Origin of the sequence: Streptomyces sp. NPDC079167 (assembly GCF_040686735.1) — a bacterium.
Lineage (GTDB): Bacteria > Actinomycetota > Actinomycetes > Streptomycetales > Streptomycetaceae > Streptomyces.
This window is the reverse complement of the sequence record NZ_JBFBLO010000003.1, coordinates 177,683-196,966: the sequence shown is the minus strand read 5'-3', so window position 1 is coordinate 196,966 and position 19,284 is coordinate 177,683. Positions and strand designations below refer to the sequence as shown.

At 71.6% G+C, this 19,284-nt stretch carries 16 protein-coding genes; 11 read left to right on the top strand and 5 right to left on the bottom strand.

The window, feature by feature from the left end; translation table 11 throughout:
• The first annotated feature begins 109 nt into the window (after positions 1–109).
• From AB0P41_RS08520 to AB0P41_RS08510, 3 genes are read left to right on the top strand one after another with little or no spacing between them, the layout of a single operon-like run.
• Positions 110–1,117, top strand: a complete 1,008-nt coding sequence (locus tag AB0P41_RS08520; RefSeq protein ID WP_356709453.1) for a DUF5819 family protein — start codon at positions 110–112, stop codon at positions 1,115–1,117.
• Complete coding sequence (locus AB0P41_RS08515; protein WP_365930955.1) at positions 1,114–2,370, top strand: HTTM domain-containing protein; 1,257 nt, start codon at positions 1,114–1,116, stop codon at positions 2,368–2,370. The genes AB0P41_RS08520 and AB0P41_RS08515 overlap by 4 nt, the downstream gene beginning before the upstream one ends.
• Positions 2,367–3,074 carry a TrmH family RNA methyltransferase gene (locus AB0P41_RS08510; RefSeq protein ID WP_365930953.1) on the top strand — a complete coding sequence of 236 codons (708 nt, stop codon included), beginning with the start codon at positions 2,367–2,369 and terminating at the stop codon, positions 3,072–3,074. The genes AB0P41_RS08515 and AB0P41_RS08510 overlap by 4 nt, the downstream gene beginning before the upstream one ends.
• Positions 3,075–3,191: 117 nt before the next feature.
• Here AB0P41_RS08510 and paaN read toward each other — a convergent pair whose 3' ends face one another.
• A complete protein-coding gene (gene paaN, locus AB0P41_RS08505) occupies positions 3,192–4,892 on the bottom strand; it encodes a phenylacetic acid degradation protein PaaN (protein WP_365930951.1) in 1,701 nt (566 codons plus the stop codon).
• Positions 4,893–5,015: 123 nt separating this feature from the next.
• Here paaN and AB0P41_RS08500 point away from each other — a divergent pair, with 123 nt between their 5' ends.
• Positions 5,016–5,606 carry a TetR/AcrR family transcriptional regulator gene (locus tag AB0P41_RS08500; protein WP_365930949.1) on the top strand — a complete coding sequence of 197 codons (591 nt, stop codon included), beginning with the start codon at positions 5,016–5,018 and terminating at the stop codon, positions 5,604–5,606.
• A 12-nt stretch (positions 5,607–5,618) separates the two neighbouring features.
• Here AB0P41_RS08500 and AB0P41_RS08495 read toward each other — a convergent pair whose 3' ends face one another.
• Positions 5,619–6,140 (bottom strand): Lrp/AsnC family transcriptional regulator, encoded by a 522-nt coding sequence (locus tag AB0P41_RS08495; protein ID WP_356709151.1) that lies wholly within the window; start codon positions 6,138–6,140, stop codon positions 5,619–5,621.
• Positions 6,141–6,349: 209 nt separating this feature from the next.
• Here AB0P41_RS08495 and pdhA point away from each other — a divergent pair, with 209 nt between their 5' ends.
• The 7 genes from pdhA (at position 6,350) to AB0P41_RS08460 (ending at position 14,791) form a co-directional block, all read left to right on the top strand.
• Positions 6,350–7,513 carry a pyruvate dehydrogenase (acetyl-transferring) E1 component subunit alpha gene (gene pdhA / locus AB0P41_RS08490; protein WP_365930946.1) on the top strand — a complete coding sequence of 388 codons (1,164 nt, stop codon included), beginning with the start codon at positions 6,350–6,352 and terminating at the stop codon, positions 7,511–7,513.
• Positions 7,510–8,541 (top strand): alpha-ketoacid dehydrogenase subunit beta, encoded by a 1,032-nt coding sequence (locus tag AB0P41_RS08485; RefSeq protein ID WP_356709155.1) that lies wholly within the window; start codon positions 7,510–7,512, stop codon positions 8,539–8,541. Before pdhA ends, AB0P41_RS08485 begins: the two co-directional genes overlap by 4 nt.
• Positions 8,541–9,950 (top strand): dihydrolipoamide acetyltransferase family protein, encoded by a 1,410-nt coding sequence (locus AB0P41_RS08480; RefSeq protein ID WP_365930944.1) that lies wholly within the window; start codon positions 8,541–8,543, stop codon positions 9,948–9,950. The genes AB0P41_RS08485 and AB0P41_RS08480 overlap by 1 nt, the downstream gene beginning before the upstream one ends.
• Positions 9,951–10,042: 92 nt before the next feature.
• Positions 10,043–10,918: an NTP transferase domain-containing protein gene (locus AB0P41_RS08475; RefSeq protein ID WP_356709159.1), complete on the top strand. Its 876-nt coding sequence runs from the start codon at positions 10,043–10,045 to the stop codon at positions 10,916–10,918.
• Positions 10,915–12,633, top strand: coding sequence for a molybdopterin-binding protein (locus AB0P41_RS08470; RefSeq protein WP_365930942.1), 1,719 nt, complete (start codon positions 10,915–10,917; stop codon positions 12,631–12,633). The genes AB0P41_RS08475 and AB0P41_RS08470 overlap by 4 nt, the downstream gene beginning before the upstream one ends.
• Complete coding sequence (locus AB0P41_RS08465; RefSeq protein ID WP_356709161.1) at positions 12,591–13,733, top strand: potassium channel family protein; 1,143 nt, start codon at positions 12,591–12,593, stop codon at positions 13,731–13,733. The genes AB0P41_RS08470 and AB0P41_RS08465 overlap by 43 nt, the downstream gene beginning before the upstream one ends.
• Before the next feature lie 71 nt (positions 13,734–13,804).
• Complete coding sequence (locus AB0P41_RS08460) at positions 13,805–14,791, top strand: NAD(P)H-quinone oxidoreductase (RefSeq protein WP_356709163.1); 987 nt, start codon at positions 13,805–13,807, stop codon at positions 14,789–14,791.
• A gap of 161 nt (positions 14,792–14,952) precedes the next feature.
• On the opposite strand, the gene AB0P41_RS08455 is transcribed toward AB0P41_RS08460, so the two are convergent.
• From AB0P41_RS08455 to AB0P41_RS08445, 3 genes are all read right to left on the bottom strand, one after another.
• On the bottom strand, positions 14,953–15,501 hold the full coding sequence (locus tag AB0P41_RS08455) for a bacterial proteasome activator family protein (RefSeq protein WP_356709165.1): 549 nt from the start codon (positions 15,499–15,501) through the stop codon (positions 14,953–14,955).
• Positions 15,502–15,608: 107 nt separating this feature from the next.
• Positions 15,609–18,470: an ABC transporter permease gene (locus tag AB0P41_RS08450; RefSeq protein ID WP_365930940.1), complete on the bottom strand. Its 2,862-nt coding sequence runs from the start codon at positions 18,468–18,470 to the stop codon at positions 15,609–15,611.
• Positions 18,467–19,231, bottom strand: a complete 765-nt coding sequence (locus AB0P41_RS08445; RefSeq protein WP_356709169.1) for an ABC transporter ATP-binding protein — start codon at positions 19,229–19,231, stop codon at positions 18,467–18,469. Before AB0P41_RS08445 ends, AB0P41_RS08450 begins: the two co-directional genes overlap by 4 nt.
• Positions 19,232–19,284 lie beyond the last annotated feature (53 nt).

The following is a 19,284-nucleotide window of genomic DNA, read 5'->3' as shown; positions in this document are numbered from 1 at the left end:
CTCCCTACCGACCGATCGTTCGGTTCATCGGCTTCAATGGTGAGCCGGAGGCCCGTAGGGTGTCAACCCTGTGGATAACTGAGTGGTGATCGACGGTGATCGGGGCGGAATGGACGGGGACCACGATGGGCGCACCGGAAACGAGAAGAAGCTCGCCTGGCCCGGCGTGAGAAGCCGCCCGTCCGCAGATCAGGAGGCGGAGGCCGCACCTGCGGGAATACCGGACACCGGTGCGGCGGTCCTCCCCCCGGACCGGACTCCGGACCAGGCCCCGGACCCGCACGCGAGCCGGCATCCGGACCCGCGCCCGGACCCGCACCCTGATCCGGCTGCCGCGGCGCCGTCGCCGAACACTGCCGCGGCCGGAGCCGAGCCCGGAGGGCCTGAGCCAGGCCCGGGTTCCGGAAGAGCCGAACCGGGACCGGCAGGACGCCGGCCGGGCGGCGGTATGGCGGCACTCTCGCTTCCGTACCAGGTCGTCGCGGCGCTCGCGCTGGCCGGCCTGGGGCTGCTGGCCTGCGTACACATAGCCATGATCTTTCTGCACGTCGCGCCGTCCAACACCCTGACGAAGCAGCACGGCGAGGTGGTCGACGACTGGGTCTATCCCGAGTTCGAGCAGAACTGGAAGCTGTTCGCCCCCAACCCGCTCCAGCAGAACATCTCCGTGCACGTACGCGCCGAGTTGGCCGACGGCGGTGCTGACGGCAGCAAGATCACGCGCTGGATCGATCTCTCGCGCGACGACGGCGAGGCGATACGCGGCAATCCCCTCCCCAGCCACGTCGACCAGAACGAGCTGCGCCGTGCCTGGGACTTCTACTCCGGTTCCCACGACAGGGAGAACCGCCCCAACGGCCTGCGCGGTGAGCTGTCGGAGCGCTACATCCGCCGCATCGTCATGCTGCGTCTCACCGAACACGGCTACGGCGGAAAGGTCGAGCGCATCCAGGTGAGGTCCGCCACGCGTTCCGTCGGTGCGCCGGCGTGGAGCGACGAGAAAATCAGTACCCGTCCGAGGTACACGGAACTCCCGTGGTGGACCGTGACCCCGTCCGACCTCTCCGGTGCTGCCGCAGCGGGTCAGGCCTCGAAGGCCGGAAAGGCCGAGCAGTGAGCGCCCCCGCCCCCGCCTCCGTCGGTCCCGCGCTCGCGCGCGCCGTACAGCGCGTCACGGCCGCCCCCCTCGGCACGTACCAGAGCGCCGTCGTCCGGATCGGTGTCTCCGCCACCTATCTGCTGTTCCTGCTGCGAGAGCTGCCCAACCGCCACGAGTTGTACGGTCCGGACGGTCCGTGGAGCTGGGACATGGCGCGCCGGCTCATCGCCAACAACGACGCCTTCACCGCCCTGATGTGGTCGGACTCCACGGTCTGGTTCGAGACCGTGTACGGGCTCACGCTGGTCTCGGCCGCGCTCCTGATGACCGGCTGGCGGACCCGGGCCATGTCCGTCCTGTTCATGGTCGGTGTCCTCTCCCTCCAGAACCGCAGCATCTTCATGGGCGACGGCGGTGACAACGTCATCCATCTGCTGGCCGTCTACCTGGTGCTGACCCGCTGTGCCCGGGTGTGGTCCCTGGACGCGCGCCGCGCTTCGAGGAACGCCGCACGTCTCGCGGCGGGCGGCCCGCCGGCGCGTGATGTCGCGGGGCCGGTCCTGTGGGTGGCCCTCGGCTGCGTCCTCCTGCCGGCCACCCTCATGCAAGGGCTCGGCGGCACATGGTGGCTGCAGTCCCTTCTGTGGGTGCTGTGGCTCGGAAACGGCGTCCGGTGGGCCCTGAACCGTCTGGCGCCGGACCATGAGCTGCGCGCCCTTCTCGACGTCCTGGCCAATTTCGCCCACAACGCCGCCCTCCTCGTGATCATGGCCGAGGTGTGCCTGATCTACGCGACGGCCGGCTGGTACAAGATCCAGGGTTCTCGCTGGCAGGACGGCACCGCGGTCTACTATCCGCTCCAGCTGGACTACTTCACCCCGTGGGACGGTCTCTCCGGACTGGCCGCGTCGAGCGCTCTGTTGATCATGGTGCTGACGTACGTCACGGTCATCGTGCAGGTCGCCTTCCCGTTCACCCTGTTCAACCGGCGGGTGAAGAACGTCCTGCTGGTCCTCATGATCGGTGAGCACGCGGGGATCGCTGTCCTGCTGGGGCTGCCCTTCTTCTCCATGGCGATGATCGCCGCGGATGCCGTCTTCCTGCCGACGGTCTTCCTGGTGTGGCTGGGGCACCGGGTGTCGCTCGGCCGGCGGCGTCTGTTCTCACGGACGGCGGGGCGGCTGATGCTTCCCCGGCAGCGGCGGGCAGGGCAAGACGACGAGGAGGCCGCGCGCAGCGGCGGTGGCGATGGCCATACGCTCGTCGGGTGACCAGCGAGACCGGCAGTGCAGAAGAGCCCGGGGCGGCAGCCGAGCCCGCTCCCTCCGGGGAACCGATCCAGTACGACGACGGGTACGGCGTGATCGGGGTCGGTCCGCACCCGCTGCCCTGGCCCGAAGAGGAGCGCTACGACCCCGAACTCCTCGCCCACGGGGACCGGCGCAATGTGGGCGACGGCTACCGGTACTGGACACGGGAGGCGATCGTCGCCGATCTCGACCTGCGGCGGCACGACTTCCATGTGGCGGTGGAGAACTGGGGTCATGACTTCAACATCGGCTCGGTGGTGCGCACCGCCAACGCCTTCCTCGCGAAGGAGATCCACATCGTGGGCAGGCGGCGCTGGAACCGGCGGGGCGCGATGGTCACCGACCGCTACCAGCATGTGCGGCACCACCCGGACACGGCGGACCTGACTGCCTGGGCGGAGGCCGAGGAACTGCCGATCATCGGGATCGACAACCTCCCCGGGGCCGTGCCGCTGGAGCGGACCGAGCTGCCGCGCCGGTGTGTGCTGCTGTTCGGGCAGGAAGGGCCGGGACTGACGGAGGAGGCGCGCAAGCACGCCTCGATGGTGTGCTCGATCGCCCAGTTCGGTTCGACCAGGTCGATCAACGCCGGTGCGGCGGCCGCCATCGCGATGCACGCCTGGGTGCAGCGGTACGCGGACGTCCCGGACCCGCGCGACGGGTGACGGGTGACGGGTGACGGGTGACGGGTGACGGGTGACGGGTGACAGGTGACGGAGCGGTGGAGTGTGGATCCTCGCGCGGGTCCACACTCCACCGGATGCCGTCGGCCGGACCCGCCCTCAGGCCTGGCGGCGGACCTCCACCACCCGGAAGCGGTTGGAGACGAACGCGCCGTCGCACAGAGCCGCGTTGGCAGCCGGGTTGCCGCCCGAACCATGGAAGTCGGAGAAGGCCGCCGTCTGGTTGACGTACACCCCGCCGGTGAGGTTCAGCGAGAGCTGAGCCGATTCGTCGAAGCAGACTTCCTCCACCGCGCGTTCCACGTCGGGGGACGTGGTGTACGCGCCGACGGTCATCGCGCCCTTCTCCCGGATCGTGCGGCGCAGCAGGTCCAGAGCGTCACCGGTGGAGTCGACGGCCACGGCGAAGGAGACCGGGCCGAAGCACTCCGAGAGGTAGGCCGCCCCGTCGTCGGGCTTGGTGCCGTCGAGTTTCACGAGGGCCGGTGTGCGGACCACGGCGTCGGGGAAGTCGGGGTTGGCCACCGGGCGCGAGGCCAGTGCCACGTCGCCCAGGGCCGCGGCCCCCTCCAGCCGGGCCTTCACGTCCGGGTTCACCAGGGCGCCGAGCAGCCCGTTGGCCCGGGCGTCGTCACCGAGCAGCCCGCTCACCGCGTCGGCGAGGTCCGCCACCACGTCCTCGTAGGACTTGGCGCCCGCGTCGGTCGTGATCCCGTCGCGCGGGATGAGCAGATTCTGCGGGGTGGTGCACATCTGGCCGCTGTAGAGCGAGAGCGAGAAGGCCAGGTTGGAGAGCATGCCCCGGTAGTTGTCGGTGGAGTCGAGGACGATCGTGTTGACGCCCGCCTTCTCCGTGTAGACCTGGGCCTGCCGGGCGTTGGCCTCCAGCCAGTCCCCGAAGGCGGTGGAACCCGTGTAGTCGATGATCTTGATCTCGGGGCGCACCGCCAGGCTCTTGGCGATGCCCTCGCCGGGCCGCTCGGTCGCCAGGGCGACGAGATTCGGGTCGAAACCCGCCTCGGTCAGCACCTCGCGCGCCAGCCGGACCGTGAGCGCGAGCGGCAGCACCGCCCGCGGGTGCGGCTTGACCAGCACGGGATTGCCGGTCGCAAGCGAGGCGAAGAGGCCCGGATAGCCGTTCCACGTCGGAAAGGTGTTGCAGCCGATCAACAGGGAGATACCGCGCCCCACCGCTGTGTACGTCTTGTCCAGCCGCAGCGGGTCGCGCTTTCCCTGGGGCTTCGACCAGTCGGCGCTGCGCGGCGTACGCGTCTGTTCCTCGTACGCGTACGCCACGGCTTCCAGGCCGCGGTCCTGGGCGTGCGGGCCGCCCGCCTGGAAGGCCATCACGAATGCCTGCCCGCTGGTGTGCATCACGGCGTGGGCCAGCTCGTGCGTACGCGCGCTGATCCGGGCCAGGATCTCCACGCAGACCAGGGCCCGCGTCTCGGGGCCCGCCGCACGCCAGGAGCCCGTCGCGGCGCTCATGGCGGGGAGCAGGACGTCCGGGTCGGCGTGCGGATACTCGACGCCGAGCTCCGGGCCGTACGGCGAGACCTCCGCGCCGGTCCAGCCGTCGGTGCCGGGCTGGCCGAGGTCCAGCCGGGTGTTGAGCACGGCGTCGAAAGCGGCCTTGCCCTCGGCCGCGCCGAGGCTGCCGGGGAGGCCTCCCTCGCCGTACGCCTTGGGGTGCTCGGGGTGCGGGGACCAGTAGGCGCGCGTCCGGATCGCGTCGAGGGCCTGGTCGAGCGTCGGACGGTGGATCTCGGACAGCTTCTCGGGGGAAAGCTCGGCGGCCATGACGGACCAACTCCTCGTCGAGCCGGGCAGGGACATGCTGACGGAGTTAGAGTAACCGAACGATCGGTCGGGACAAGGGGCCCCAAGGAACCTGTGGACAACTCATGGGGGAGGATCGCGGTCATGACCACGGCCAAGCGGGACACGTACACCCCGGAGACGCTCCTGTCCGTTGCCGTCCGCGTCTTCAACGAGCGCGGCTACGACGGCACGTCCATGGAGCACCTCTCCAAGGCGGCGGGCATCTCCAAATCGTCCATCTACCACCACGTGGCGGGAAAGGAAGAGCTCCTGAAGCGTGCGGTGAGCCGGGCGCTCGACGGGCTCTTCGGGATTCTCGACGAGGCGGGGGCCACCCGCGGGCGGGCGATCGCCCGGGTCGAGTACGTCACGCGCCGGACGGTCGAGGTGCTCATGGCGGAGCTGCCGTACGTCACGCTGCTGCTGCGCGTACGGGGCAACACGAAGACGGAGCGCTGGGCCCTGGAGCGCCGGCGTGAGTTCGACCAGCGGGTCGCCGAGCTGCTCAAGGCCGCGGTGGCGGACGGCGACCTGCGTGCGGACGTGGACATACGCCTGGCGACCCGGCTGCTCTTCGGCATGGTGAACTCGCTGGTCGAGTGGTACCGCCCGCAGCCCGGCGGATCCCAGGAGGCGGAGCAGCTCGCGGACACCGTCGTCCAGCTCGCCTTCGAGGGGATGCGGGCCGGCTGACCGGTAAGGCCCTCAGCTGATCTCGGCCGTGCGGTCCGGGCGGGGGCCCAGGTCGGTCTCCTCGAACACCAGCAGGGTGCGGGTGGACAGCACCTCGGGGATGGCCTGGATCCTGGTCAGCACCAGCTCGCGCAGGGCCTGGTTGTCCGGGGTGTGCACCAGGAGCAGGACGTCGAAGTCGCCGCTGACCAGCGCGATGTGTGTGGCGCCCGGAAGCGCCTGGAGCTGTTCGCGCACGGTGCGCCAGGAATTCTGGACGATCTTGAGCGTGATGTAGGCGGAGGCGGCCTGGCCGGCCCGCTCATGATTCACCCGTGCGCTGAATCCCCGGATCACGCCGTCCTCTACGAGCCTGTTGATCCGGGCGTACGCATTGGCCCGGGAGACGTGGACGCGCTCCGCGACCGCCCGTATCGAGGCGCGGCCGTCCGTCTGGAGGATGCGCAGGATGGCACGGTCGATGGAGTCGAGCGGCCGGGCGAGAGGAGTGCGGTCCTGGACGCCGCCCCCGTCGGCCATTTGTTCAGCTGCCATCTGCCCGCGCCTCCCTGTTGTGGACGACCTGTCTCTATCCCAGGCTGTGGAGAACCGTTTGTCCACAGGCTGAGGGTGCCTGTAGCCAAATTGCCTCCGCGACCGAACAATCGGTAGGTGAGGCACACCACATCCGTGCCTTGCCCACGCCCGACATTCTGCAGATTTCGACACCCCTCGATATATCTCGATGCCAGGAGGTGCTTGTCATGACGGTCCAGGAGCTGCCCGGCGCAGCCGCCTACCGGCCCACGCCGCCCCCGGCCTGGAAGCCGCTCACCGATCCCGCGCCGCTGCTCCCGGACCCCGAGCCCCATCGCGTGCTCGGTACGGACGCGGCGGCCGGGGTCGACCCCGAGCTGCTGCTGAGGCTCTACGCCGAGCTGGTGCGTGGCCGCCGGTACAACGCGCAGGCCACCGCACTGACGAAGCAGGGCAGGCTCGCGGTGTACCCGTCGAGCACCGGCCAGGAGGCGTGCGAGATCGCTGCGGCGCTCGTGCTGGAGGACCGGGACTGGCTCTTCCCCAGCTATCGCGACACGCTCGCCGCGGTCGCGCGCGGTCTGGACCCGGTCGAGGCGCTGACACTGCTGCGGGGGGACCGGCACACCGGCTACGACCCGCGTGAGCACCGCATCGCCCCGCTCTGCACCCCGCTGGCCACCCAGTTGCCGCACGCCGTGGGCCTCGCGCACGCGGCGCGCCTCAAGGGCGACGACGTGGTGGCCCTCGCGATGGTCGGCGACGGCGGGACGAGTGAGGGCGACTTCCACGAGGCGCTCAATTTCGCCGCTGTCTGGCGGGCCCCGGTGGTCTTCCTCGTACAGAACAACGGCTTCGCGATCTCCGTGCCGCTGGCCAAGCAGACCGCGGCGCCGTCCCTGGCGCACAAGGCCGTGGGCTACGGGATGCCGGGGCGCCTGGTCGACGGTAACGACGCGGCCGCGATGCACCAGGTGCTCAGCGAGGCGGTGGCCCGTGCCAGGCGGGGCGAAGGGCCGACGCTGGTCGAGGCGGTCACGTATCGCATGGACGCCCATACGAACGCCGACGACGCCACCCGCTACCGCGGCGACAGCGAGGTGGAGGCATGGCGCGCACACGACCCGATCAGACTTCTGGAGCGGGAGCTGACCGGGCGGGGGCTGCTGGACGAGGACGGTATCCGGGAGGTGCACGAGGCGGCGGAACGGATGGCGGAGAGGCTGCGGGAGCAGATGAACGCCGATCCGCCGCTCGACCCGATGGATCTGTTCGCCCATGTCTACGAGGAGCAGACCGGCCAGCTGCGGGAGCAGGCGGCGCGGCTGCGGGCCGAGCTGGACGCGGGGAACGGCGCGCACGACGAGAGCGGCGCGGAGGAGGGACGATGAGCACCGCTGCCGCGACGGCCGGTGAACGGACCGGCAGGGCCGGTCCGGCCACGATGGCGCAGGCCCTCCGCCGGGCGCTGCGTGACGCGATGGCGGAGGATCCCACCGTGCACGTCCTCGGGGAGGACGTGGGCACGCTCGGTGGCGTCTTCCGCGTGACCGACGGCCTGGCCAAGGAGTTCGGCGACGACCGCTGTACGGACACGCCGCTGGCCGAGGCGGGCATTCTCGGCGCGGCCGTGGGCATGGCGATGTACGGGCTGCGGCCCGTGGTGGAGATGCAGTTCGACGCCTTCGCGTATCCGGCGTTCGAGCAGCTGGTCAGTCACGTCGCGAAGATGCGGAACAGGACCGGGGGCGCGATGCCTCTTCCGATCACGGTGCGCGTGCCGTACGGCGGCGGGATCGGTGGGGTCGAGCACCACAGCGACTCCTCCGAGGCGTACTACATGGCGACACCCGGGCTGCACGTCGTCATGCCGGCCACGGTCGACGACGCCTACGGGCTGCTGAGGGAGTCGATCGCCTCCGACGACCCGGTGGTCTTCCTCGAACCGAAAAGGCTCTACTGGTCCAAGGCCGACTGGTCGCCGGACGCGCCGTCGCGGGTCGAGCCGATCGGGCGGGCCGTGGTCCGGCGCCCCGGTCGCAGCGCGACCCTGATCACCTACGGCCCGTCCCTCCCGGTGTGCCTGGAGGCCGCCGAGGCGGCCACGGCCGAGGGATGGGACCTCGAAGTGGTGGACCTGCGCTCGCTGGTGCCCTTCGACGACGGGACAGTCGCCGCGTCGGTGCGCCGCACGGGGCGTGCGGTGGTCGTCCACGAGTCGTCCGGGTTCGGCGGGCCGGGCGGTGAGATCGCGGCGCGGATCACCGAGCAGTGCTTCCACCATCTGGAGGCGCCCGTTCTGCGAGTCGCCGGGTTCGACATTCCCTATCCGCCGCCGATGCAGGAGCGGCACCATCTGCCGGGCGTGGACCGGGTGCTGGACGCGGTCGCCCGTCTTCAGTGGGAGGCCGAGAGCTGATGGCGCAGGTGCTCGAATTCAAGCTGCCTGACCTGGGTGAGGGTCTGACCGAGGCCGAGATCGTGCGCTGGCTGGTGGAGGTCGGCGATGTCGTCGCCGTCGACCAGCCGGTCGTCGAGGTCGAGACGGCCAAGGCCATGGTGGAGGTGCCCTGCCCCTACGGGGGAGTGGTGACGGCGCGGTTCGGCGAGGAAGGTGCGGAGCTCCCGGTCGGCGCGCCACTGCTGACGGTGGCAGTCGGCTCGATGGAGAGAGTGGACGGGCACGAACTCCCCGCCGATCCCTCCGGCGACGGCTCCGGGGGCGACGCGTCCGGCAATGTGCTGGTCGGTTACGGCACAGCCGCACCGGCGGCGCGGAGACGCCGGGTGCGGCCCGCTCCGGTCTCGGCGCAGACCCCTGCGGCGCCCGAGGAGGGGACGGCCTCGGCCAGGGCCACAGCCCCGAAGCGGGACCTTGCCGCGGCGGAGCAGTCGGCGGCTGCGACGGCGGCGCCCCCGGCGGGGGATGCCCAAGGGCCCGTCGCAGTCATCTCCCCGCTGGTCCGGAAACTGGCGCGACAGCACGGTCTCGACCTCCGGCAGGTCGCCGGTACCGGGCGGGACGGTCTGATCCTCCGCACCGACGTGGAGTGCGCGATCAGAGCCGTGGACGAGGAACGCGCTGCCGGCACGTCCCGTACCGGCGGCCTGACGGAGCCGGACCCGTCGGCCGAGCGGATCGCGCTGCGCGGTGTCCGGGGCGCGGTGGCCGAGAAGCTGTCCCGCAGCCGGCGTGAGATCCCCGATGCCACCTGCTGGGTCGATGCCGATGCCACCGAGCTGATGGCGGCGCGGGCCGCGATGAACGCCGCCGCGGGGACCTCCGCAGGACCGAAGGTGTCGGTGCTCGCGCTGCTGGCCCGCATCTGCACGGCAGCGCTGGCGAGGTTCCCCGAGCTCAACTCCTCGGTGGATGCCGAAGCCCGGGAGATCGTGCGGCTGTCCGGGGTCCATCTGGGTTTCGCCGCCCAGACGGAGCGAGGCCTGGTCGTTCCGGTGGTCCGGGACGCGCACACCCGTAACGCGGAGTCGATCGGGGCGGAGATCGCCCGGCTGACCGAGGCCGCCCGGGACGGGAAGCTGACCCCCGCGCAGCTCACCGGAGGGACGTTCACCCTGAACAACTACGGGGTGTTCGGCGTCGACGGTTCGACGCCGATCATCAACCACCCCGAGGCGGCCATGCTCGGCGTCGGCCGGATCGTGCCCAAACCCTGGGTGCACGAAGGAGAGCTGGCGGTTCGCCAGGTCGTCCAGCTCTCGCTCACCTTCGACCACCGGGTCTGCGACGGTGGCACGGCCGGCGGCTTCCTGCGCTACGTCGCCGACTGTGTGGAGCAGCCGGCGGTGCTGCTCCGCACGCTGTAGCGAGCCGGCCGGTGGACGGCCGGGGCCCGGGCATCGTGTGAGTTCGGTCCCCGGGGGCCCGTCACCGGCGGGCGGCCCCCATACTCAGGGGCATGACCACGTATGACGCCGTCGTCCTTGCCGGAGGGGCTGCGAAACGCCTCGGGGGGGCCGACAAGCCAGGGCTCCGCGTGGGCGGCCGTGCGCTGCTCGACCGGGTGCTCGCCGCATGTGCCGACGCCGGGTCGACCGTGGTGGTCGGCGGGCGCAGGCCCACCGTGCGTCCGGTCACCTGGACACGTGAAGTGCCCGAGGGCGGCGGCCCCTTGGCGGCCCTCGGTGCCGGGGTACGGCACACGGCCGCGGAGAGCGTGCTGGTGCTCTCCGCGGATCTGCCGTTCCTGGGGGAGCCGACGGTCCGCTCGTTGCTGACCGCGATGGAGCAGGGAGACCGCGAAGGCGCCCTGTGCACCGACCAGGGCGGCCGGGACCAGCCGTTGGTCGCGGTCTACCGGGCCGAGCCGCTCCGCCGCGAACTCGCCCTTCTCGCCACCGAACACGGCAGCCTGGCCGGTCTCCCCCTCCGGTTGCTGACCGCCGAACTGGATCTGGTCCGGGTCCAGGCCGGGCCGCTGGCCGCGTTCGACTGCGACACCTGGGAAGACATTGCCGCCGCCAGGGCCCGGATCAGGGAGCATGGGACCGTGCTGGACGAATGGATCACCGCAGTCAAGAACGAACTGGGCATCGAGCTCGACGTCGACACCGGCGTCCTGCTGGACCTCGCCCGAGATGCCGCGCACGGCGTGGCCCGGCCCGCCGCGCCGCTGACCACCTTCCTGGTGGGGTACGCGGCGGCCATGGCGAGCAGCGGCAAGAGTCCGGAGGCCGCGGCTGAAGCCGTGGCTGAAGCCTCCCGCAAGGCCACCGCCCTCGCGCTCCGGTGGGAGGAGGAAACGGCTGCGGGAAGCGGACCCGGCACGCCATGACCCCGCACGGACGCGACACGCGCGCGGCCGAGGAGGAACGCGCGGCCGAGGAGAAACGGGCGGCCCAGAGGAAGCGGGCGGTCGCCGAGGAGGAGCGGGCTGCCGCCGAGGAGGAGCGGGCGGTCGAGCAGGCACTGGCCCTCGTGGGACGGCGGCCCGGCACTTCGCATCCCGCCCCGGACCGGCAGCCCGGCACTTCGCATCCCGCCCCGGACCGGCAGCCCGGCACTTCGCATCCCGCCCCGGATGGGCAGCCGGGGACTCAGCATCGCGCGCCGGGCCGGCCCGACGCGGGGGAGCCGCCTTCCAGGCCGGCACCGGCAGCTCCGGGCATGCGCACCGGCCCGACTCCGGACGCCCCTGTGCCAGGCGGAGGGGAGCCGGGCGTCCCGGCCCCGAGCCTTTCCGGTCACCGTGGACCGTCGTCGGCCCCCGGCGCTCCCCCACACACCCCCGGTTCTCCCCCGCACACCCCCGGCTCTTCCTCTCACGCCCACCGGGACGGTGCCACCGCCTGGCCCGCGGCGCGTGCCCTGGCCGACCGTCTCGGCCGGGCCATCCTCCCGGCCGCCCACCGGCTCCCGCTGGACCGGGCTCTCGGGCACGTCCTCGCCGAGGCCGTCGTCGCGCTCACCGATCTGCCGTCGTTCGACACCTCGGCCATGGACGGCTGGGTCGTCGCGGGGCCGGGCCCCTGGGCCGTACGGGAAGGGGAAGGGCTGCTCGCCGGACGCGGATCCGTGGAGCCGCTCCCCGACGGGCACGCCCTGCGCATCGCCACGGGCGCTCGCCTCCCGGCGGACGCCACCGCCGTGATCCGCAGCGAACACGCACACTGCGACGAGGCCAAGGGGCTGCTGCACGCCACCCGCGAAGTGGTGCAGGGCCAGGACATCCGGCCCCGGGGCCAGGAGTGCCGGTCCGGCGACGAGCTCCTCCCCGTGGGGACCGTGGTGACCCCGCCCGTTCTCGGGCTGGCGGCTGCCGCGGGGTACGACGCCCTCGTCGCCGCGCCCCGGCCCCGTGTGGATGTCTTCGTCCTCGGTGACGAGCTCCTCACGGCGGGGCTCCCGCGGGAAGGGCTGATCCGCGACGCCCTCGGCCCCATGCTCGCCCCCTGGCTCCGCGCCCTGGGGGCGGAGGTCGCCGAGCCCAGGCGGCTCGGTGACGATGCCGACGCCCTCCGCCGGGCCCTCCTCTCCTCCGACGCCGACCTGATCCTCACCACGGGTGGCACAGCCGCCGGCCCGGTGGACCATGTCCATCCGGTCCTGGCCGAGATCGGGGCCGAGCTGCTGGTCGACGGGGTGGCCGTACGGCCGGGACATCCGATGCTCCTGGCGCGGCTCGCCGAGGGCGGCCCCTGCGTGGTCGGCCTGCCCGGCAACCCCCTCGCCGCGGTGTCCGGACTGCTCACACTGGCCGAGCCGCTGCTCCGGGGGCTCGCCGGGCGGCCCGCCCAGGACCGCTACCGCGCCCCCGTCCGCGAAGAGGTGCACGGACACCCACATGACACCCGGTTGATTCCCGTGGTCCACCGCGACGACAGCGTCGTACCCCTGCACTACAACGGTCCCGCCATGCTGCGTGGGATCGCGGCAGCGGACGGGCTGGCCGTGGTGGGGCCCGGCGGGGTACGGTCCGGCACCGAGGTGGAGATCCTCGATCTACCGTGGGCCTCGGCATCGCCGTGGACGGAAGGGTGTTTCACGTGAAACTTCCCGGCCATGACGCGATGGCCAGGCGGGCGGACGAACATGTCGTCCCGACCCGGGTGCTCCTGCCCCGGCGCGTCGTCGACAGACCGCTGCGACAGGTGGCCAAGCGACTGGCGATGGCTCTCACGGTGCTGGCCATAACGGTCTTCATCGTCTGGGCCGACCGGGACGGTTACCACGACAACGCCGACGAGAGGGTCGACTTCCTCGACGCCGTCTACTACGCGACGGTGACGCTGTCGACGACCGGCTACGGCGACATCGTCCCGTACAGCGACCCGGCCCGGTTCGTCAACGTGGTGCTGGTGACGCCGTTGCGGGTGCTCTTCCTCATCATCCTGGTCGGCACCACCCTCGAGGTCCTGACGGAACGGACCCGCGAGGACTTCCGGCTGAATCGTTGGAGAAGCAACTTGCGTGAACACACCGTGGTCGTCGGCTTCGGCACGAAGGGCCGCTCAGCCATCCAGACGCTCTGCGCCACCGGTCTGAGGAAGGACCAGATCGTCATCGTCGACCCGGCCGGCAAGGTGATCGAGGCGGCCAACGCGGAGGGCTTCGTGGGCGTCCTGGGTGATGCGACACGCAGTGACGTGCTCTTGCGGGCAGAGATCCAGAAGGCTCGCCAGATCATCATCGCCACCCAGCGCGACGACACCGCGGTGCTGGTCGCCTTGACCGCGCGTCAGCTCAACCGGGGTGCGAAGATCGTGGCCGCGGTCCGCGAGGAGGAGAACGCGCCACTGCTGCGGCAGTCGGGCGCCGACGCCGTGATCACCAGCGCGAGCGCGGCCGGACGGCTGCTCGGTCTGTCGGTCCTCAGCCCCAGCGCGGGCACGGTGATGGAGGACCTCATCCAGCAGGGCAGCGGGCTCGATCTCGTCGAACGGCCGGTGATAAAGGCCGAGGTGGGCAAGAACGTCCGCGAGACCGACGACCTCGTGGTCAGCGTCCTGCGCGGCCACCGGCTGCTCGGTTACGACGATCCCGCGGCCAGCCCCCTGCAGCTGACGGACCGGGTGATCACCATCGTGCGCGCCTCACCGAGCCACACGGCGCCGACGAGCTATCCGCAGCAGCCCAACCAGCGGCCGTAGGAGCGGGTCCCGGACACGACGCAGGCAGTGCCGCCCCCGTCCGGGACTCCGCACGGAGTAGCCTCGCCGCCATGTATGCGATCACGATCCCCGAACCCGGCGGCCCCGAAGCGCTCGTATGGGCCGAGGTCCCCGACCCCGTACCAGGCGAGGGCGAAGTTCTCGTCGAGGTCGTGTCCAGCGCGGTGAACCGGGCCGATGTCCTGCAGCGGCAGGGGTTCTACAACCCCCCGCCCGGCGCCTCCCCCTACCCCGGTCTGGAGTGTGCGGGCCGTGTCGCGGCGCTCGGCCCCGGGGTGACCGGGTGGTCCGTGGGCGACGAGGTGTGCGCGCTGCTCGCGGGCGGCGGATACGCGGAGAAGGTCGCTGTACCGACCGGACAGCTGCTGCCCGTGCCCGCCGGTGTGGACCTGGTCGATGCGGCGGCGCTGCCCGAGGTCGCGGCGACGGTCTGGTCCAACGTCTTCATGGTGGCCCACCTGCGGCCCGCCGAGACCCTCCTCGTCCACGGTGGTTCCAGCGGTATCGGCACGATGGCGATCCAGCTCGCCAAGGCCGTCGGCGCGCGCGTCGCGGTGACGGCGGGAGGTCCCGAGAAGCTGGCGCGCTGCCAGGAGCTGGGCGCCGACATCCTCATCGACTACCGCGAGCAGGATTTCGTCGAGGAGCTGCGGCAGGCGACGGACGGCGCCGGAGCGGACGTCATCCTGGACATCGTCGGAGCGAAGTATCTGGACCGGAACGTGCGGGCCCTCGCCGTGAACGGCCGTCTCGCCATCATCGGTCTCCAGGGCGGAGCCAAGGGTGAGCTGAATCTGAGCGCCCTGCTGAGCAAGCGGGCGGCTGTCACGGCCACGTCGCTCCGCGCACGACCGCTCGCGGAGAAGGCCGCGATCATCGCGGCGGTACGCGAGCACGTGTGGCCGCTGCTCGCCGACGGCGTCGTCCGGCCGATCGTGGACCGCACGATGCCGATGGCGGACGCGGCGGAAGCACACCGGCTGATGGAGTCCAGCAGCCACATCGGCAAGATCCTCCTGGCCGCGCCGAAGGCCTGACGCGAGCGCCAGGCTGCCGAAGGCCTGACGCGAGCGCCAGGCAGAGAACAGCACAGCACAGACGCGGGGCCCGGCACACGCGGCGTGTGCCGGGCCCCGGTGCGTACCACGGTCGGTGTGGGCTCAGGTCCCAGGGGCTGCTCTCGTCCGGACGGAAGACCCTAGAGGTACGGGCCGGAGCGCGCCGGTCCGTGCGGGTCGACGCCGCCTTCCTCGTCCTCCTGACCGACCCCCGGAGGGAGGGCGCGGCGCATCTGCTCCAGCTGGGCGCGGGCCGCCATCTGCTGGGCGAACAGCGCCGTCTGAATGCCGTGGAAAAGGCCCTCCAGCCAGCCGACCAGCTGGGCCTGCGCGATCCGCAGCTCGGCCTCCGAGGGGACGGACTCCTCGGTGAACGGCAGCGAGAGCCGTTCCAGCTCCTCCACGAGCTCCGGCGCCAGGCCGTCCTCGAGCTCCTTCACCGAGCTCGCGTGGATCTCCTTGAGCCTGACACGGCTCGCCTCGTCGAGAGGAGCCGCCCTGACCTCCTCCAGAAGCTGCTTGATCATGCTGCCGATCCGCATGACCTTCGCGGGCTGTTCGACCATTTCCGTCACCGGCACCTCGCGCGACTCGTCGTCACCCCCACCGCCGCCGATGGCCATTCCGTCCTGCCCCACCACGAGGACCTGGGGGTGCTCCTGCGACCGTTCACTCCTCGGCATTTCCATGCCGACATTGTCTCCCACACCGACTGCTCAACACGGTGGTGCCCCCGGAAAGGCAAGATCCAACCTTTCCGGGGGCACAGGAGCAGCCGCTCACCTCACGAGGGTGCTCACCCCGCGCGCCGTGCCAGGGCCAGCCGTGAGCCGGCGAAGGCGGCCGCCAGCAGCCCGGCCAGGACCGGCACGACCAGGGCCAGCAACCCGATGGTCTCCCACGGCATCACGATGGGCGTGTACGCGGAGTCCATGGGCTCGGCACGCATCGCCTCCATCGCCTCCCGCAGGTCGACCAGGCGCAGGGCCACCGCAGGCACGACGCCCGCGGCCGTGCCCAGCAGTACGCCCGTGAGGGCGACGACCACGCACTGGAACCCGGAGAGTGAGCGCCGCACGCCCGGCGGTGCCCCCACCGCGCTGAGCGTGGTGAGGTCGGCCTCCGCGTCGGCCTTGGCGAGACCGGTGGTGATGGCGGCCGCGCCGAGCGTGACGACGCCCGCGAACAGGGCGAGGATCAGCAGGACCACATCCTCGTCGCGCGTCTCCATCGGATTCGGCGCCTGGAGGTAGACCCCGTTGCCGGCCTGGGTGAACGCGGCCGCCACAGCCTGCTGCTCGGCGTCCGTCGGCGTGTGCGTGACGGTGTAGATGCTTCCGTACGCCTCGGTGTGCAGCCCGAGCCGCTCCGCGGTCCGCTGCGGCAGGATCATCCGGATCCCGGGGGTGGTGGCGTACTTCGCGGGAGCGACGTACACCTTCAGCCGGTCCGTGGTGGTCCTGGCCTTCCCCGGATGGAGCTTGCGGTTCTCCTTGTCGCGCTCGTTGTACGTGTGTACGGCCTTGAGCGTGACCTGGCCGTCCTGTGCGTACGCCGGGTTGAGCAGCACAGGAGTCCCGGCCGCGAGGGCTTCGGCCGCCGCCGGGTCGTCGAGTTTCACGTACGACCTGAGCAGTGCGGCGTCCCCCACGGCGATGTTGCTCTCGCCCGTGGAGATTGCCTGTGCGGTGATGTACTCGTCGACGCAGGCGGGGGAGCCCATCAGCTTCTTGTGCTCGTCGGCGGAGAGACTCTCGGCGAGCTCCTTGGCACCCTCCCCCTGGAGCGGGCATGTGTGGCCCTCCCCGGTCGGCTTGACCAGTTCGAGCGCCCCGCAGCTGTTCTCGTCCTCGTAGTAGACCGTGCAGTCGGACCCGGCCCAGACCCGCCCGATGTCGGCGCGGCCGCCGCTGACCGCCAGATTCTGTTCCGCGGCGGTCCTGGCGAGGGGAAGCTGGTCCACGCCGGCCGATTCCGAGGCGATGAGCGCCACCGTGCCCGGGGTGAGGGAGCGCACGTGGTCGTAGTCGTGTTCCGCCATGACGCTGGTGGTGTACGTGGCGATGGCGACGGTGCCCGCCACGGCCGCCATGACGGCGGCGACCGCCGGCGCCGTACGCCCTCGGTTACGCGCCGCGTCGCGCAGTGCCATGCGCGGGGAGAGGGGGAGCCGGGTACCGAGCCGTCCGAGGAAGCCGACGATCACGGGGATGCAGGCGAGCACCCCGAGCTCGGCGACCACGGAGCCGCCGGCGATGAGGCGGGTGTCGGCGCTCATGCCGCCGAACACGGCGACCACCACGCCGCCCGCCAGCGCCACGCAGCCCACGACGGGGAGGACGCGCGAGCTCCGGCGTGTTCCACGGCGCCCGGTGAGCGATTCGAGCACCGACTGCCGGCCGGCGACGATCGCCGGCGCCAGAGCCGCCAGGACTCCGGTGACGAGGCCGATGGCGGCGATGCCCAGCAGCTCCCAGGGGCGGATGTCGAACTCGCCGAAGCGGCTTCCCATCCAGCCCTCGATCATCGGACGGAACAGGACGGTGAGGCCGAGCCCGGCGGCGACACCGGTCACGGCGCCCACCGCGCCGAGGACCAGGCCCCCCGACAGCACGACGGCCCGGACCTGGCCCCGGTCGCCGCCACAGGTGCCGACGAGGCCGAGCTGCCTGCGCGAGCGCCTGGCCCCTACCGCGAAGGCGGGACCCGCCAGCAGGACGATCTCCAGGACCGTCATGGCGACGACGGTCACCACCGCCGCGCTCAGCTCCGAGGAGCCTTCGTAGGAGGAGATGTCCTGGTGCGCGAGCAGCGGGACCTCGGAGTCCGGGGGCGGGTCGAGAGCGACCTGGCGGGACAGCACCACGACGCCCTTCTCGTTGGCCTTGAGCACATCCGGCCAGGAGATGCCGGCACCGGCGGGGCCGCGGACGAGCCAGGTCATGTCGCCCGGGTAGGGAGGGACGACCTTCTCGTCACGGTCGGCCGCCGCCTTCCACGGAGCGAGCACCGCCCCCGGGTCGGCGTACAGGGCGCTCTTGTCGAGCTCCCCGGGCAGCTCGACGCTGCCGGTGATCGTGTACGTCTGCTCGGGGCCGCGCAGTGTCGTGCGGGAGCCGACAGCGAGCCCGGCCGATTCCAGGAAGTGCTCGGTCGCGACGATCTCCCCCTCGCCGTGCGGGTACGCGCCGTCGACCAGGTCGAGCCTGCCCCGGACCGCCGGATCGGAGGTGCGCAGCTCCACGATCTCGGTGTTGGCGACCCCGTGCCGCGTGGTGACCACGGCGGGTACGGACTGCTCGGTGAGGTAGCGCGAACCCTCCGGGAACGTGGCGGGCACATCGACGGGGTCGCGCTCGTCGTCGGCCGGGATCTCGGGCTCGTCCTCAGGAGTGCCCCATGTACTGGCGTCGGGCATCTGTTCCAGTGGGACGGGCCCGATGCCCGGCGAACTGAACACGGCGTCCGCCGAGCCCATCCGGGCGGTCAGGTCCTCGGCGACGGTGGACGCGGAACTGCGGTACGTCACGTCGGCGGCCGTCACACCGAGGACCGGCAGAGCGATCATCGCGACGACGAGAGCGCTGCGGCCCTTGGACCGCATGGCATCACGCCGGGCGATCCGGAGGGCGGCGCGCCACCCGGTGAAGACGCTCACTCGGCACCTTCAGCGGCGAGCAGGGACTCGGCGGCGGTGGCCACCGTCTGGTCCACGATCGACCCGTCCCGGAGGAAGACCACCCGGTCCGCCCAGGCCGCGTACCGGGGCTCGTGCGTCACCATCACCCCGGCAGCGCCCTGGTCGCAGCGGTTACGGAGCAGGGCGAGCACCGCCTCACCGGTCTCGGAGTCGAGCGCTCCGGTCGGCTCGTCGGCGAGCACGAGGCGGCGGTCACCCACGAGGGCGCGGGCGATGGCGACGCGCTGCTGCTGGCCGCCGGACATCTCGTCGGGGAAGCGGTCGGCGACCTCCGCGAGGTGCATCTCCTCCAGCGAGGCCATGGCCTCCTTGCGCGCCTTGCGTACGGAGACGCCGTCGAGTTCGCGCGGCAGTGCGATGTTCTCCGCGGCGGTGAGGGCGGGGATCAGGTTGTAGTCCTGGAAGACGTAACCGACGCTGCGCCGGCGCAGACGCGCGATGCCCTTGCGGCCGAGCGCGGAGATGTCCTGGCCCTCGATGACGACCTGACCGCTGGTCGCGGTGTCCAGGCCGCCCGCCAGGGTCAGAAGCGTGGACTTGCCTGAACCGGAGGGCCCCATCACGGCGACGAGCTCACCGGTGTGGACGGACAGGTTGATGCCGCGCAGGGCGTGGACCTCGGCGATGCCGGAGCCGTGGGTGCGGGTCAGGGCCCTCAGCTCGAGGACGGGAGCGTCCACGGAGAGACCGGTGGACGGTGCGGGGACGGACGAGGACATGGTGGGCTGTTCCCCCTGAGAACGGTGTACGGAAAGGGGCCGTGGGCCGGAGT

Coding starts and splice junctions, on each gene's coding strand:
- AB0P41_RS08520 (WP_356709453.1), top strand. CDS start 110: ATGGACGGGGACCACGATGGGCGCACCGGAAACGAGAAGAAGCTCGCC.
- paaN (WP_365930951.1), bottom strand. CDS start 4,892: ATGGCCGCCGAGCTTTCCCCCGAGAAGCTGTCCGAGATCCACCGTCCG.
- AB0P41_RS08500 (WP_365930949.1), top strand. CDS start 5,016: ATGACCACGGCCAAGCGGGACACGTACACCCCGGAGACGCTCCTGTCC.
- AB0P41_RS08495 (WP_356709151.1), bottom strand. CDS start 6,140: ATGGCAGCTGAACAAATGGCCGACGGGGGCGGCGTCCAGGACCGCACT.
- pdhA (WP_365930946.1), top strand. CDS start 6,350: ATGACGGTCCAGGAGCTGCCCGGCGCAGCCGCCTACCGGCCCACGCCG.
- AB0P41_RS08485 (WP_356709155.1), top strand. CDS start 7,510: ATGAGCACCGCTGCCGCGACGGCCGGTGAACGGACCGGCAGGGCCGGT.
- AB0P41_RS08480 (WP_365930944.1), top strand. CDS start 8,541: ATGGCGCAGGTGCTCGAATTCAAGCTGCCTGACCTGGGTGAGGGTCTG.
- AB0P41_RS08475 (WP_356709159.1), top strand. CDS start 10,043: ATGACCACGTATGACGCCGTCGTCCTTGCCGGAGGGGCTGCGAAACGC.
- AB0P41_RS08470 (WP_365930942.1), top strand. CDS start 10,915: ATGACCCCGCACGGACGCGACACGCGCGCGGCCGAGGAGGAACGCGCG.
- AB0P41_RS08460 (WP_356709163.1), top strand. CDS start 13,805: ATGTATGCGATCACGATCCCCGAACCCGGCGGCCCCGAAGCGCTCGTA.
- AB0P41_RS08455 (WP_356709165.1), bottom strand. CDS start 15,501: ATGGAAATGCCGAGGAGTGAACGGTCGCAGGAGCACCCCCAGGTCCTC.
- AB0P41_RS08445 (WP_356709169.1), bottom strand. CDS start 19,231: ATGTCCTCGTCCGTCCCCGCACCGTCCACCGGTCTCTCCGTGGACGCT.